The following is a 13,480-nucleotide window of genomic DNA, read 5'->3' as shown; positions in this document are numbered from 1 at the left end:
GTGGGTGCGCTTCGCTTACCCACCCTACGAAAATGTGGCGGGTGCGCTCCCCTTACTAACCCTACGAAAATGTGGCGGGTGCGCTCCGCTTACCCACCCTACGAAAATGTGGCGGGTGCGCTCCGCTTACCCGCCCTACGGAACAAAAGGCGATAAGATTATGTAGGGCGGGTAAGCGAAGCGCACCCGCCGTTCTACTTTTCGCACCCACCATTTAAACCTTCACCCGAAGGGTTAGCGTTTACCCTCCGCCAGCAGCGGCGGTACCGTCGGCACTTCCGGCGCGTTATCGATATCTGCCTGCGTCATCCGGAACGCCTCGGGGTAATGCTCGCGGCAGGTGCGGCGCAGCGGCTCGGTATCGCGCCAGGTGTACAGACAATGCTGGCACTGATATACCGTCCAGACGCCTTTCACCGGCGACGTCGCCATAATTTCGATGGTTTCATCGGCACAACGTGGACAAATCATCTCGTCTCCTTATTTATTACGGTTAGCCAGCATGGCGGTCAGCTTCTCAACCCACTGCGGGGTTTCCGGCAGGTCTTTCACCGGCTGGCTGTAATGGCCACGGTTATCCGGCGCGACCGGCGTCGTGGCGTCGATAATCAGTTTGTCGGTAATCCCCGCCGGGCTTGATCCAGGGTCGAGCTCCAGCACTGACATATTCGGCAACTGCACCAGATCGCCCGCCGGGTTCACTTTGGACGACAGCGCCCACATCACCTGCGGCAGATCGAACGGATCGACATCCTCATCCACCATAATCACCATCTTCACGTAGCCGAGCCCGTGCGGCGTCGTCATCGCGCGCAGGCCCACCGCGCGGGCGAAACCGCCGTAGCGTTTCTTGGTGGAGATAATCGCAAGCAGCCCGTGGGTGTACATCGCGTTTACCGCCTGCACTTCCGGGAACTCCGCTTTAAGCTGCTGGTAGAGCGGCACACAGGTCGCCGGCCCAATCAGGTAGTCGATTTCGGTCCACGGCATCCCGAGATAGAGCGATTCGAAAATCGGTTTGGTGCGATAAGAGACTTTATCGATACGCACGACGGTCATATTGCGCCCGCCCGAGTAGTGGCCGGTGAACTCGCCGAACGGCCCTTCTATCTCACGCTTGCGCCCTTCAATCACCCCTTCGAGGATCACCTCCGAGCCCCACGGCACGTCGAAACCGGTCAGCGGCGCGGTGGCTATCGGGTACGGGCTTTCGCGCAGCGCGCCCGCCATTTCATACTCTGACTGATCGTATTTCAGCGGCGTGGCGCCCATCAGCGTGATGATCGGATCGTTGCCAAGCGTAATCGCGACCGGCAAATCCTCGCCGCGCTCCTCGGCCTTATGCAGATGCAGCGCGATATCATGCATCGGCACCGGTTGCAGCCCGAGCTTACGCTTGCCTTTCACTTCCATCCGGTAGATGCCGACGTTCTGCTTGCCGAAATGATCGGGATCGAGCGGATCGCGCGAGACCACACACGCTTTATCGAGATAAAAACCGCCGTCGCCATCGTTTAAGCGAAACAGCGGCAGAATGTCGAACAGGTTGATCCCGTCGCCGTCGATGCTGTTTTCCGCCCACGGCGGATTATCGCGGCGCTCGGGCGCGACCGGGAAGGTATCCCAGCGGCGGATAAACTCCTCAATCTGCTGCTTTACCGGTGTGGCGGGCGGCAGACCAAGCGAAATCGCGTGGTTCGGCCAGGAGCCAATCGTGTTCATCGCCACCCGCGCGTCGGTGAAGCCGCGGATATTATCGAACCAGAGCGCGGGCGCGCCTTCGCCGATACGCCCGGTCGCGTTGGCGGCGGCCGCCAGATCCGGCTCCGCCTGCACTTCTTCGCTGATCTTCAGCAGTTGCCCCTGTTCTTCAAGCGCCTGCAAAAAGCTGCGCAGATCGTCAAACGCCATGCGTGTTTCCTCCTCGTGATGAATGGGTGTCGGCTTCTTTCGCAGGGTGCAGCCCCTGCCAGCGACGGGCGTTGCGGGCGTCGAGCCCGAACTGATCGAGCACGCGCGCGACGATATGGTTGATGATGTCGTCAAGCGACGCGGGATGGTTGTACCAGGCGGGCATGGGCGGCACGATGGCCACGCCCATCCTTGAGAGCGCCAGCAGGTTTTCCAGATGAATGGTGCTGAGCGGCGTTTCGCGCGGCACCAGCACCAGTTTGCGGTTTTCTTTCAAAACCACGTCAGCCGCGCGACCCACCAGCCCGTCGGCATAGCCCGCGCGAATACCCGCCAGGGTTTTCATGCTGCACGGAATAATCACCATGCCGTCGGTGCGAAACGATCCTGAGGAGATAGTCGCGGCCTGATCCGCCGGGCTATGCACGACATCGGCAAGCCCTGCGACATCCTGCCAGGAGAAAGGCGTTTCCAGTTCAATCGTGGTTTTCGCCCATTTCGACATCACCAGATGGGTTTCCACCCCGGGCATCGCTTTCAGCGCCTGTAACAACGCGACGCCAAGCGGCGCGCCGGTTGCGCCCGTCATTCCGACTATCAGTCTCATGCATTCCCTCATTATTGTTCGTGTACGAACATATGAAGTAAAAGTACGCCCGCCAGAGGGGATCTGGCAAGATCGTTCGTGTACAGTCACACTTTTTGTTAAAAAGCGCCGCGTTAGCTTTCAGCGCCGGAGCGGTTATTATGGTGAGGAGATCCTGATCCCGGAGAGCGTATGGCCGTTAACCAACAAGCCTTTCATCTGTTACGCCAGCTTTTTCAGCAGCATACGGCGCAATGGCAACTGGCGCTGCCTGAGCTGACCAAGCCGCAATACGCGGTGCTGCGATCGATAGCCGAAAACCCCGGCATTGAGCAGGTGGCGCTGACCGAAGCCGCCGTCAGCACTAAAGCGACGCTTGCCGAAATGCTGAGCCGGATGGAGAGCCGCGGCCTGGTGCGCCGTGAAAGCGCGCCGGAAGATAAGCGCCGCCGGTTTATTTACCTCACCCCGGAAGGCGAGGCGCTGCTGCGCGCCAGTATTCCGAAGGGCGACGCGGTGGATGAGGCGTTTTTAGGCAAGCTGAACGCCGAAGAGCGCGCGCTGTTCGCAACGCTTATCACGCGGATGATCGACAAACCGTAACGCTATTTCCCGGCGGCCGCCTGCGCTTCGCGGTCGCGCAGAAAATCAATAAACCCCCGCACCTTGCCGGAAACGTGGCGTGCGTCCGGATAGACCGCATAGACGCCCTGCGCGGGGAAACGATACGCCGGCAGCAAGCGCACCAGCTTGCCCTCTTCCAGCGCCGTGTTCACCAGCCACGCGGGCAGCAGCGCCACGCCGCAGCCCTCCAGCGCGAAGCTCATCAGCGCGCCGGCGCCGTCGGCTGCTATGGCGGGCGGGCGCGTTATCTCAAACCACAGCGTCTCATCGTTCGGGCCGGTAAGCGCCCAACGCAGCGGCGACGCCAGCCGGGTATGCACCAGCCACTCTGCCTGGCTGAGCGCCTCAGGCGTTGATATCGGGTGGCGTTCAAGCCACACGGGTGACGCGACAGGGAAAATATCGAAACGGGAAATCAGCGCCGCGCGGTAGGCGGAATCCTGCAACGTGCCGAGCCGGATAGCGACATCCACACGTTCAGAGATTAAATCGGCGTGCTGCGACGACGAGAAATGACGAATGCGCAGCGCCGGATGCGCCCGGCTGAAGGCGGCCAGCGCCGGGCCGACCACATGGCTTGCGTATTCCGGCGTGGTGGTTACACGCAGCTCGCCGCTAAACCCTTCATGGCTCGCCTGCACATCTTCCAGCAGTTCACCGGCGTTTCTCAGCAGTAGCAGACTGCGCTGGTACAAACGCTCGCCCGCGTCGGTCAGCGTCAGGCGGCGCGTCGAGCGCAGCAGCAGCGTCACGCCCAGTTCGCTTTCAAGCTGGCGGATATTAAAGCTGACTACGGCTTTCGTCTGCCCGAGGGCGGCAGCGGCGCCGGTAAAGCTTTTCGCGTCCACGACGGCGACAAACATGGCCAGCCGCGATAAATTCAGCATCTTCGTTGCGCCGATTGTCAAAAAAGGTTTGACAGTATATCAACCCAAACGCCGTTTTTCCTTTCATCGCGAGCGTTTACAGTGCCCCTCTTTCCCTGAGGGCGTGCCATGACCTACCGAAATAAAGTGACCCTGATTTACCTGCTGGGCTTTTTTCTCGATCTTATCAATATGTTTATCGCCGCGGTGGCCTTCCCGGCCATCGGCGAGGCGCTGCACGCGTCGGTATCGCAGCTTTCCTGGATTAGCAACGGCTACATTGCCGGGCTGACGGTGGTGATTCCGCTCAGCGCCTGGCTTACGCAGCGCCTCGGCGCGCGGCGTCTGTTTTTATTGTCGCTGGCGCTGTTCACGCTCGCGACTGCCGCCTGCGGCCAGGCGGCGTCACTGGAGTCGCTTATCTTCTGGCGCATCCTCCAGGGCGCGGGCGGTGGCGTGCTGATCCCCGTCGGGCAGGCGCTGGCCTGGCAGCTGTTTGCAAAACACGAGCGTGCCGGGCTCTCTTCCGCCGTGATGCTGACGGGCCTGCTGGCGCCCGCGCTTTCGCCGGTAGCAGGCGGGGTGATAGTACAGACGGCGGGCTGGCACTGGGTGTTCCTGGCGAGCCTGCCGCTCTCGCTGCTGGCGCTCGTCATGGCGTTCTGCTGGCTCAAACCCGATGCGCCAGCGCGCGATAAACGCCCGCTCGATATGCTGAGCGTTATCACTGGCGCAGGCGGCCTGCTGCTGGTGTTGTTCGGGCTGAACGGGCTTAGCGAAAACGCCGCGCCGTGGCTGGCGGCGGCAAGCCTGGCGTCAGGCATCGTCCTTATTGCCATTATGCTGCGACGCTGCCGTCTCCACCCTGCGCCGTTGCTGAAGGTGCATCTGCTGGGCGAGCCGCTGTTGCGCTTTTCCATGCTGGTTTATCAGTGCGTGCCCGGCATGTTTATTGGCGTTAACGTGGTCGGCATGTTCTGGCTACAGACCCTGGCGGGGCTTTCGCCCGCCGCCAGCGGCGCGCTGATGGTGCCGTGGTCGGTGGCGTCGTTTATGGCCATCTCTGCTACCGCCCGTCTGTTTAATCGCCTCGGCCCGCGGCCGTTAATTACCCTTGGCGGCCTGTTGCAGGCGAGCGGGATTATGCTGCTGACGCAGGCTGGCCCACAGAGCCCGTGGGCGCTGCTGGTCGGGGCATTTTTCCTGATGGGCGCAGGCGGCAGTTTATGCAGTAGTACGGCGCAGAGCAGCGCGTTCCTGCACACGGCCAACGCCGATATGCCTGATGCCAGCGCGCTGTGGAATATCAACCGCCAGCTCAGCTTCTGCTTTGGCGTCACGCTGGTGAGCCTCGCGCTGAATATGCTGCTGACGTGGCTTTCGCCCGTTGTTGCCTGGCAGATGACGTTTACCCTTGCGGCGGCGCTGACGCTGGTGCCGCTGATTTTCGCGTGGCGCTTGCCCCGTCAGGCTGCCACCCAGTCATTCGTAACAGAAAAGGAGAAGCGATGAACCGCTGGTTTACTGAAGTACTCGACGCCCATGTGGCGATTGAACGCTGGCTCGGCCAGCATGAGGGCGATGTTCAGGCATTGCTGGGCCGCTTTAGCCCGGACTATTCCATGATCCCGCTAAACGGCGCGCCGCTGGATATTCACGCCCTAAACGCATTCTTTACCGGCGCGGGCGGCAGCCGGCCGGGGCTGGTGATTGAAGTGGATGCGCTTTCGGTTATCGCCGAGTGGCCTGACGGCGCAGTGGTGGGGTATCGCGAAACGCAGCGAATAGCGCAGGAGAGCACGGTGCGCTGGTCGACTGTCGTGCTGGAACTTCATGAAGGAGAACCGCGCTGGCGTCACCTGCATGAAACGCGGCAGGCGTAAGGCGCAAAAGAAAAAGGCCAGTCAGATGACTGGCCCTTTTGACAGGAATGGTGATTATTCGCGGAACAGCGCTTCGATGTTCAGCCCCTGGCCCTGCAGAATTTCACGCAGACGGCGCAGGCCTTCAACCTGAATCTGGCGAACGCGTTCACGAGTCAGGCCGATTTCACGACCGACATCTTCAAGCGTTGCCGCTTCGTAACCGAGCAGACCGAAACGACGGGCCAGAACTTCACGCTGTTTGGCGTTCAGTTCGAACAGCCATTTGACGATGCTCTGTTTCATATCATCGTCTTGCGTGGTGTCTTCCGGACCGTTGTCTTTTTCATCGGCCAGGATGTCGAGCAGCGCTTTCTCTGAATCACCACCCAGCGGGGTGTCAACAGAGGTAATACGCTCGTTCAGGCGCAGCATACGGCTAACGTCATCAACTGGTTTATCCAGCTGTTCAGCAATCTCTTCCGCACTCGGTTCGTGGTCCAGTTTGTGGGACAGTTCACGAGCGGTACGCAGATAGACGTTAAGCTCTTTCACGATGTGAATCGGCAGGCGAATCGTACGGGTTTGGTTCATGATTGCCCGTTCGATGGTCTGACGAATCCACCAGGTTGCGTAAGTGGAGAAACGGAACCCGCGTTCCGGGTCAAATTTCTCAACAGCGCGGATAAGCCCCAGGTTGCCCTCTTCAATCAGATCCAGCAGCGCCAGACCACGATTGCTGTAACGACGGGCAATCTTTACCACCAGACGCAGGTTACTTTCGATCATGCGACGGCGGGAGGCAACATCACCACGCAGAGCGCGGCGTGCAAAATAAACTTCTTCTTCAGCAGTTAGCAGAGGTGAATAACCAATCTCGCCCAGATACAGCTGAGTTGCATCTAATACACGCTGTGTTGAACCCTGCGACAGCAGCTCTTCTTCAGCCAGGTCGTTATCACTGGGTTCCTCTTCTACCAAGGCTTTTTCGTCAAAAGCCTCTACTCCGTTCTCATCAAATTCCGCGTCTTCATTTAAGTCATGAACTTTCAGCGTATTCTGATTCATAAGGTGGCTCCTACCCGTGATCCCTGAGCAAAGCGCCTGAAGAAGCGCACTCTGCCAATTTATCGCTGCGGCAAATAGCGCAGCGGGTTTACGGATTTCCCCTTGTAACGAATTTCAAAATGCAAGCGTGTTGAACTGGTTCCGGAGCTACCCATGGTAGCGATTTTTTGCCCCGCCTTAACTTCTTGTTGTTCCCGGACCAGCATTGTGTCGTTATGGGCGTAGGCACTCAGGTAATCATCGTTGTGTTTGATGATAATAAGATTACCGTAACCGCGAAGCGCACTACCTGCATACACAACGCGTCCATCTGCGGTCGCGATGATTGACTGCCCTTTGCTGCCTGCGATATCGATCCCTTTGTTCCCCCCTTCAGCGGCGGAGAAGTTCTCGATAACGTTGCCTTCGGTCGGCCAGCGCCAGGTAGCGACAGGTGCGCTATTGGTCGTGCTGCTTACGGTCGGTTCTTGTGTGCTAACAACAGGTGCTGTGGAAGGAGCTACGACTGCCCCAGAGCTCACATTCCCAGGCAACATTTTGTTAGCACTCTGTTCACCTGAATCCTCAGAGTAAATAATTGTCGGTTTTGAAGCAACCACTGTGCTGGTATTTTGCGCAGGTTTTGAGACTATTCCTTGTGCGCTTGCATCAGCTTGCGTAATTGCATTGCCGCCTGTGATCGGCGTACCAGATGCGTTCCCGACCTGCAAGGTCTGGCCGACATTCAGGCCGTACGGGGCTTCGATATGGTTACGCTGGGCGAGATCGCGGAAATCGTTCCCGGTAATCCAGGCAATATAGAACAGCGTATCGCCGCGTTTCACGGTATAGGTGCTGCCGCCGGTATAGCTGCCTTTCGGAATATTCCCATACTTGCGATTGTAAACAATGCGGCCGTTTTGGGTCTGCACGGGCTGATCGGGGATGGCCTGCGCCTGACGCGGCTGGCTAATCTGCGGCTGAACTGGCGCGGGCTGGATCTGCGGCTGGCTGGCCTGCGTTGAGATATTCGATGGCGGCATGATCATCCCGCCGCCTGCGCCGGAACTGGCCCCTGTGCTGCTGGTGTTTGCGCTGCCGCCAACGGAACTGACGGGCGCCGGTGCGGAGGAGTTATTTGAATTACATGCCGCCAGACAAAGCGAAATCAGTGACAGCGCCGCGACACGGCGTGCTGTGAAGGTTGGGCTTCCCGCGCTCATTTATCCCCCTGGAATGGTTTACTTCTCTAATAAATACGATGACAACCGCTCTGGTCGGCGCCTGGCCGACGCGATTTTTGCTCACCATACGCCAAAAACGCGCTAAAAACTCAGGAAAAATTCCTGGTTTACGCCAGCTCCCCTTTCACCAGAGGAACAAAGCGCACGGCTTCTACGGTGTCGATAATAAACTCGCTCCCCCGCCGACGAACGCGCTTTAACACCTGCTGTTCGTCGCCCACGGGAAGAACCAGAATGCCGCCCTCGTCCAGCTGCGACAGTAAGGCTGTCGGGATTTCAGGCGGAGCGGCAGTCACAATAATAGCGTCAAATGGCGCGCGCGCTTGCCAGCCCTGCCAGCCATCACCGTGGCGGGTAGAAATATTGTGCAGATCGAGCTGCTTCAAACGCCGTCTGGCGTGCCATTGCAGGCTTTTAATGCGCTCGACGGAGCAGACGTGATGCACCAGATGGGCCAGAATCGCCGTCTGGTAGCCAGAGCCGGTGCCGATTTCCAGCACACGTGAGGCGGGCGTGAGCGTCAAAAGCTCCGTCATCCGCGCCACCATATAAGGCTGAGAAATAGTTTGCCCGGAACCGATAGGCAGCGCCACGTTCTCCCAGGCTTTGTGCTCAAACGCTTCATCGACAAACTTTTCACGCGGCACGCGCGAAAGAGCCTCAAGCACGCGTTCATCTTTGATGCCCTGAGCACGCAGTTGATTCAGAAGGGTCTGAACACGATTGTTTACCATTGCCCGTTCACTCCGGCGCTGGATAACCAGCGGGTCACCACATCCTGCGCGCTGTGCGCGGTTAAATCGACATGCAGCGGCGTGACGGAGACATAACCTTCGTCCACCGCAGCGAAATCGGTATCCGGACCGGCATCGAGCTTATCGCCCGGCGGGCCTATCCAGTAGAGCGTATTGCCGCGCGGATCGTCCTGCGGAATGACTTTATCCGCCGGATGACGGCTGCCGCAGCGGGTGACGCGAATGCCTTTGATTTCCTCAAGCGGCAGATCGGGCACGTTGATATTGAGAATGCGCCCGGTGCGCAGCGGCTCGCGGGCGAGCGCGCGTAACAGCGTGCAGGTCACGGCAGCGGCGGTCTCGTAATGCTGGTGGCCGTTGAGTGACACCGCCAGCGCCGGCAGCCCCAGATGACGGCCTTCCATCGCCGCCGCCACCGTGCCGGAATAGATCACGTCATCGCCAAGATTCGGCCCGGCGTTAATGCCGGAAACCACGACATCGGGGCGCGGGCGCATCAGCGCGTTAACGCCGAGGAATACGCAGTCGGTCGGCGTGCCCATCTGTACCGCGATGTCGCCGTTGGGGTAAGTGAACGTGCGAAGCGAAGATTCCAGCGTTAAGGAGTTAGACGCGCCGCTACGATTGCGGTCGGGAGCCACCACCTGAACCTCAGCGAATTCACGCAGCGCTTTCGCCAGCGCCTGAATACCCGGCGCGTGGATCCCATCATCATTACTCAGCAATATCCGCATAACGCGCGTGATCCTTTCCTGGTGTTAAACATGGAAGCGTAATTCCTTAAATCTCGTTCTGCTTTTTCTGTTTTATCTGCGCTGAAGCTGATTCAGGCAGAAGGCCGGATAGCCGCTCGCTGGCATTCTAACGCGCGATGCCGCTGTCCGGTAGGGTCGATTTTCGCAATATCATGTTGTTACATGAGCAGAAGCGATAATGTCCCGCGCTGCGCGTCATCAGTTATTAGTTCATTTTTGCCAGGAAAGCCAAACTGGCCATGCTCAGGGAAGAGAGAGTTTGAGCGTGTGTTTATCCGATCTTCCTGTTGCGGCGTTGTAAGCGCTATACCCGGGTCCCTATACTTTTTCGGGATAAGCCACAGGGAGGATGACATGATGAAGGGCAACCACGACGTGCTGGCTTTCTTTCGTAAGACATTGCCCACGCTTGCCGATCTCAGGCTTAACAGCATCCCTCTCGAACTCGATGATGCATTGCAGGAATATGCGGAGCCTGACGATCTGCTGGCAGCCATTAATCAGTACGATCAACATTTTCATGTCGATATGTCAGCAATGAACTGGGATCGCTACTTTCCGTGGGAAAAACCGTGGTTCTTTCGTCGATGGTTCACCCGTAAACCTGTCGTGCAGACGGCGAAACCGTTGACCGTACGCATGTTTGCGCAATCCGCTAAAGCCGGTCGATGGCTGTTTGACTGAGCATGGAGACAAAAAAACCGCCCTGGGGCGGTTTTTTTATGCGTCGCGAAAGCGTAAGCGCAATCGCCTGTTACTCGCTGATATCCGCGACATCGTCTGAGGTATTGAAAAGCTCTCTGATAACGCTGGTGGCGAAGCTGCCAGCGGGCAGCCAGAAGCTCACCTCAAGCGTCGCATTATCCTGCCACTGCCAGCGCATCTCACGCGGAAACAGTAATATGGCGCGTCTGGCGGCCTCGACCTTTTCACGGGTCAGCAGCGTCAGCAACTCGGTTTCGCTTTCAAGCGTCGCCTGCTCAAACGCCAGCGCCGCGCGCTGGGTGCCCCAGTCGCCGCTGCCGGGCAGCGCGGCGGTGATGAGCAGCTCGCCGTTATCCACACGGGCCTGTAAATCAGCAAGCTCCTCAGGAGTGGCGACAAACCAGCTGCCGCGCCCGGCGAGTTGCAGCGCGTCGCCGTCCATCACCTGACTGAAATCCGGCTGTTGCAGTCGTTCGCTGACCAGCGTGTTAAACATCAGGCTGCGCGCGGCGGAGAGCGCGAAGCTGCGTTTATTGCGCTCGCGCGGCGGCTGGCCGGTTTGCGCCCAGCGTTTCGCCTGGTAAATATTGCTGCCGCCAATCCCGAAACGCTGTGGGCCGAAATAGTTCGGCACGCCCTTCTCGCCAATCAGGCTCAGGCGCTGTTCGATGTCATCGCGGTGCGTGATATCGCGCAGCACCAGCGAGAAGCGGTTGCCTTTCAGCGCGCCCAGGCGCAGCTTGCGACGATGGCGGGCGAACTCCAGCACTTCGCAGCCCTCCAGCGTAAACGCGCGCATCGCGGGCATCTCTTTGCCCGGCAGGCGCGCGCACAGCCACTGCTCCGTTACCGCGTGTTTATCTTTCTGCCCCGCGAAGCTGACCTCACGCGCCGCGATGCCGAGAAACTTCGCCAGCGCATCCGCCACAAAGCGGGTGTTGCAGCCGGTTTTGCGAATGCGCACCAGCAGGTGTTCGCCGTCGCCGTCCGGCGCGAAGCCTAAATCCTCGACCACCTGAAAATCGCCCGGGCTGGCCTTCAGACGCCCCTGCCCTTGCGGCTGGCCGTGCAGCCAGCGCAGCGTGTTGAAATCACTCATGCGCCAGCCTTCATCAGCAGCGCCACCGCCTCGCAGGCGATGCCTTCGCCGCGCCCGGTAAAACCGAGTTTTTCCGTGGTGGTCGCTTTCACATTCACCTGCTCCATATGGCAGCCCAGATCTTCGGCGATAAACACGCGCATCTGGGGAATGTGCGGGGCCATTTTCGGCGCCTGGGCGATGATGGTGACATCGACGTTGCCAAGCGTGTAGCCCTTCGCCTGGATACGACGCCAGGCTTCGCGCAGCAGCTCGCGGCTGTCAGCGCCTTTAAAGGCCGGATCGGTATCCGGGAACAGTTTGCCGATATCGCCCAGCGCCGCGGCGCCAAGCAGCGCGTCGGTCAGCGCATGCAGCGCCACGTCGCCGTCGGAGTGCGCCAGCAGACCTTGCTCATAAGGAATACGGACGCCGCCAAGAATAATCGGGCCTGTGCCACCAAAAGCGTGTACATCAAAACCATGTCCGATACGCATTATGCCGTCTCCATAGGGGTTAACCGGGTAAGATAAAACGCCGCCAGAGCCAGATCCTCAGGGCGGGTGACTTTAATATTGTCCGCGCGACCGGCGACCAGCTCCGGGTGGAAACCGCAATGCTCCAGCGCCGAAGCTTCGTCGGTAATGGTCGCGCCTTCGGTGAGCGCGCGCGTCAGGCAGTCGCGCAGCAATTCCAGCGGGAACAGCTGCGGGGTGAGCGCGTGCCAGAGATTTTCGCGATCGACCGTATGCGCGATGGTATGTCTGCCCGGCTCCGCGCGCTTCATGGTGTCGCAGGCAGGCGACGCGAGAATGCCGCCCACCTGGCTGGTTTCCGTCAGGGCCAGCAGGCGTTCGAGATCCTGGGCGCCAAGACACGGACGCGCGGCGTCATGCACCAGCGCCCAGCGCGCGTCGCCCGCGGCCTGAAGCCCGGCCAGTACGGAGTCGGCCCGCTGCGCGCCTCCGCGCACCACCTGAATATCCGGATGGGCCGCGAGCGGCAGCCGGGCGAAGGTGGTGTCGGCGGGGCTTATTGCGATAATCACCCGGCTGATGCGCGGATGCTGCAACAGCGGGGCGACCGCGTGTTCGAGAATCGTCTGGTTCCCGATGGTGAGGTATTGTTTGGGACATTCCGTCTGCATACGGCTGCCGATTCCGGCCGCCGGCACCACGGCAATCACGTCCGCAAAGGAAGGCGCCATGTGTAAAACCCGCTTCTGGTTATCGATTATTTTGCGCAGGCCCACCGGCGCGCTTAGCGGCGTCCGGCACCAGACGATAGAAGGTTTCGCCCGGTTTGGTCATGCTTAATTCGTTGCGCGCGCGCTCTTCGATAGCTTCCTGACCGCCGTTGAGATCGTCAATTTCGGCGAAAAGCTGATCGTTACGCGCTTTGAGTTTGGCGTTCGTGGCCTGCTGTACCGCCACGTCGTCAGCTACGCGGGAATAGTCGTGGATGCCGTTTTTTCCAAACCACAGCGAATACTGTAGCCAGACCAGCAAAGCCAGCAATAGCAGCGTTAGTTTACCCATTCTGCCCCCTGAAAAACGGCTTCATCATCCCATAACTTCCCGCCGGACTCTACCCGGCTTGCTACGACGTGCAGGTTAAGAAATTAAACAGCGGCAGAATGTACCACAGAAAGCGCGCCGATGCGTATGCGCCTGTTGAGAGAGCGTGAAAATCGCGGAAGGTTAGCTCACCAGCCAGAGAAAGAGCAGCCCGAACATCAGCCCGACGCTTATCAGCGTGGCAAGCGTACTGTAGACCAGACGGCGCTCAAGCAGCGAAAAGACCGCCACGCCGACCAGCACGGCCACCGGCATCAGCGCCAGAAAAAACGGCCAGGTGTAGAGCATAAAAAAAAGCGTGTTAGAGCCGTAAAGCATAAACGGCGCGCCAAGCGCCAGCAGCCACGAAATAAAGCCCACCACGGCGCCAGGCCAGGCCCAGGTGGGTTCTTCGACGGCAGGCGCGTTATCCGCCTGGGTGACAATCATATTCGTGGTATTCCGCATCGCTTATCCTGTGACATGACGGG

General features: G+C 59.4%; 18 protein-coding genes. 5 read left to right on the top strand and 13 right to left on the bottom strand.

Going from position 1 to position 13,480, the window contains the following annotated elements; translation table 11 throughout:
* Positions 1-234 precede the first annotated feature (234 nt).
* Genes AACV31_RS17045 through AACV31_RS17035 form a run of 3 tightly spaced genes read right to left on the bottom strand, consistent with a single transcriptional unit; the run spans position 235 to position 2,518 of the window.
* A complete protein-coding gene (locus tag AACV31_RS17045) occupies positions 235-471 on the bottom strand; it encodes a non-oxidative hydroxyarylic acid decarboxylases subunit D (protein WP_015742271.1) in 237 nt (78 codons plus the stop codon).
* A gap of 9 nt (positions 472-480) precedes the next feature.
* Positions 481-1,911 (bottom strand): non-oxidative hydroxyarylic acid decarboxylases subunit C, encoded by a 1,431-nt coding sequence (locus AACV31_RS17040; RefSeq protein ID WP_165156723.1) that lies wholly within the window; start codon positions 1,909-1,911, stop codon positions 481-483.
* Positions 1,901-2,518, bottom strand: a complete 618-nt coding sequence (locus tag AACV31_RS17035; protein WP_075197900.1) for a non-oxidative hydroxyarylic acid decarboxylases subunit B — start codon at positions 2,516-2,518, stop codon at positions 1,901-1,903. The genes AACV31_RS17040 and AACV31_RS17035 overlap by 11 nt, the downstream gene beginning before the upstream one ends.
* Positions 2,519-2,689: 171 nt before the next feature.
* Between AACV31_RS17035 and AACV31_RS17030 the strand changes: the two genes are divergently transcribed.
* Complete coding sequence (locus AACV31_RS17030; RefSeq protein ID WP_007763589.1) at positions 2,690-3,100, top strand: MarR family winged helix-turn-helix transcriptional regulator; 411 nt, start codon at positions 2,690-2,692, stop codon at positions 3,098-3,100.
* A gap of 2 nt (positions 3,101-3,102) precedes the next feature.
* On the opposite strand, the gene AACV31_RS17025 is transcribed toward AACV31_RS17030, so the two are convergent.
* Entirely contained in the window at positions 3,103-4,008 is a 906-nt protein-coding gene (locus AACV31_RS17025) for a LysR family transcriptional regulator (RefSeq protein ID WP_165156725.1), read from the bottom strand.
* Between the two features lie 108 nt (positions 4,009-4,116).
* Here AACV31_RS17025 and AACV31_RS17020 point away from each other — a divergent pair, with 108 nt between their 5' ends.
* Together AACV31_RS17020 and AACV31_RS17015 are read left to right on the top strand one after the other, a co-directional pair.
* On the top strand, positions 4,117-5,499 hold the full coding sequence (locus tag AACV31_RS17020; protein ID WP_165156727.1) for an MFS transporter: 1,383 nt from the start codon (positions 4,117-4,119) through the stop codon (positions 5,497-5,499).
* Entirely contained in the window at positions 5,496-5,870 is a 375-nt protein-coding gene (locus AACV31_RS17015) for a DUF4440 domain-containing protein (protein ID WP_075197903.1), read from the top strand. Before AACV31_RS17020 ends, AACV31_RS17015 begins: the two co-directional genes overlap by 4 nt.
* Positions 5,871-5,924: 54 nt before the next feature.
* Here the strand turns inward: AACV31_RS17015 and rpoS are convergent, their stop codons facing one another.
* On the bottom strand, positions 5,925-6,917 hold the full coding sequence (rpoS, locus tag AACV31_RS17010; RefSeq protein WP_007663544.1) for an RNA polymerase sigma factor RpoS: 993 nt from the start codon (positions 6,915-6,917) through the stop codon (positions 5,925-5,927).
* A 59-nt stretch (positions 6,918-6,976) separates the two neighbouring features.
* Positions 6,977-8,065 carry a murein hydrolase activator NlpD gene (gene nlpD / locus AACV31_RS17005; RefSeq protein WP_255492130.1) on the bottom strand — a complete coding sequence of 363 codons (1,089 nt, stop codon included), beginning with the start codon at positions 8,063-8,065 and terminating at the stop codon, positions 6,977-6,979.
* Between nlpD and AACV31_RS17000 the strand changes: the two genes are divergently transcribed.
* A complete protein-coding gene (locus tag AACV31_RS17000) occupies positions 7,974-8,225 on the top strand; it encodes a hypothetical protein (RefSeq protein ID WP_255491378.1) in 252 nt (83 codons plus the stop codon). The two genes, nlpD and AACV31_RS17000, sit on opposite strands and share 92 nt — an antisense overlap.
* A gap of 22 nt (positions 8,226-8,247) precedes the next feature.
* Here the strand turns inward: AACV31_RS17000 and AACV31_RS16995 are convergent, their stop codons facing one another.
* Both AACV31_RS16995 and surE read right to left on the bottom strand, forming a co-directional pair.
* A complete protein-coding gene (locus AACV31_RS16995; RefSeq protein WP_007763606.1) occupies positions 8,248-8,874 on the bottom strand; it encodes a protein-L-isoaspartate(D-aspartate) O-methyltransferase in 627 nt (208 codons plus the stop codon).
* A complete protein-coding gene (gene surE, locus AACV31_RS16990) occupies positions 8,868-9,629 on the bottom strand; it encodes a 5'/3'-nucleotidase SurE (protein WP_007763608.1) in 762 nt (253 codons plus the stop codon). The genes AACV31_RS16995 and surE overlap by 7 nt, the downstream gene beginning before the upstream one ends.
* Before the next feature lie 378 nt (positions 9,630-10,007).
* Between surE and AACV31_RS16985 the strand changes: the two genes are divergently transcribed.
* A complete protein-coding gene (locus tag AACV31_RS16985) occupies positions 10,008-10,334 on the top strand; it encodes a DUF1493 family protein (protein ID WP_165156771.1) in 327 nt (108 codons plus the stop codon).
* Positions 10,335-10,404: 70 nt separating this feature from the next.
* Here the strand turns inward: AACV31_RS16985 and truD are convergent, their stop codons facing one another.
* The 5 genes from truD to AACV31_RS16960 all read right to left on the bottom strand — a co-directional run bounded on the left by truD (position 10,405) and on the right by AACV31_RS16960 (position 13,457).
* Positions 10,405-11,454, bottom strand: coding sequence for a tRNA pseudouridine(13) synthase TruD (truD, locus tag AACV31_RS16980; protein WP_165156731.1), 1,050 nt, complete (start codon positions 11,452-11,454; stop codon positions 10,405-10,407).
* Positions 11,451-11,930: a 2-C-methyl-D-erythritol 2,4-cyclodiphosphate synthase gene (gene ispF / locus AACV31_RS16975; RefSeq protein ID WP_007701242.1), complete on the bottom strand. Its 480-nt coding sequence runs from the start codon at positions 11,928-11,930 to the stop codon at positions 11,451-11,453. The genes truD and ispF overlap by 4 nt, the downstream gene beginning before the upstream one ends.
* Positions 11,930-12,640, bottom strand: coding sequence for a 2-C-methyl-D-erythritol 4-phosphate cytidylyltransferase (gene ispD, locus AACV31_RS16970; protein ID WP_165156733.1), 711 nt, complete (start codon positions 12,638-12,640; stop codon positions 11,930-11,932). The genes ispF and ispD overlap by 1 nt, the downstream gene beginning before the upstream one ends.
* A gap of 19 nt (positions 12,641-12,659) precedes the next feature.
* Positions 12,660-12,971 carry a cell division protein FtsB gene (gene ftsB, locus AACV31_RS16965; RefSeq protein ID WP_007663569.1) on the bottom strand — a complete coding sequence of 104 codons (312 nt, stop codon included), beginning with the start codon at positions 12,969-12,971 and terminating at the stop codon, positions 12,660-12,662.
* A 162-nt stretch (positions 12,972-13,133) separates the two neighbouring features.
* Positions 13,134-13,457 carry a DUF3561 family protein gene (locus AACV31_RS16960; protein ID WP_007763632.1) on the bottom strand — a complete coding sequence of 108 codons (324 nt, stop codon included), beginning with the start codon at positions 13,455-13,457 and terminating at the stop codon, positions 13,134-13,136.
* Between the last annotated feature and the right edge of the window lie 23 nt (positions 13,458-13,480).

It is taken from the genome of Cronobacter sp. EKM101R (assembly GCF_963888145.1).
GTDB classification, from domain to species: Bacteria; Pseudomonadota; Gammaproteobacteria; order Enterobacterales; family Enterobacteriaceae; genus Cronobacter; species Cronobacter turicensis.
Note: the sequence above shows the minus strand (reverse complement) of the source record. Positions and strands in the feature narration are given on the sequence as shown.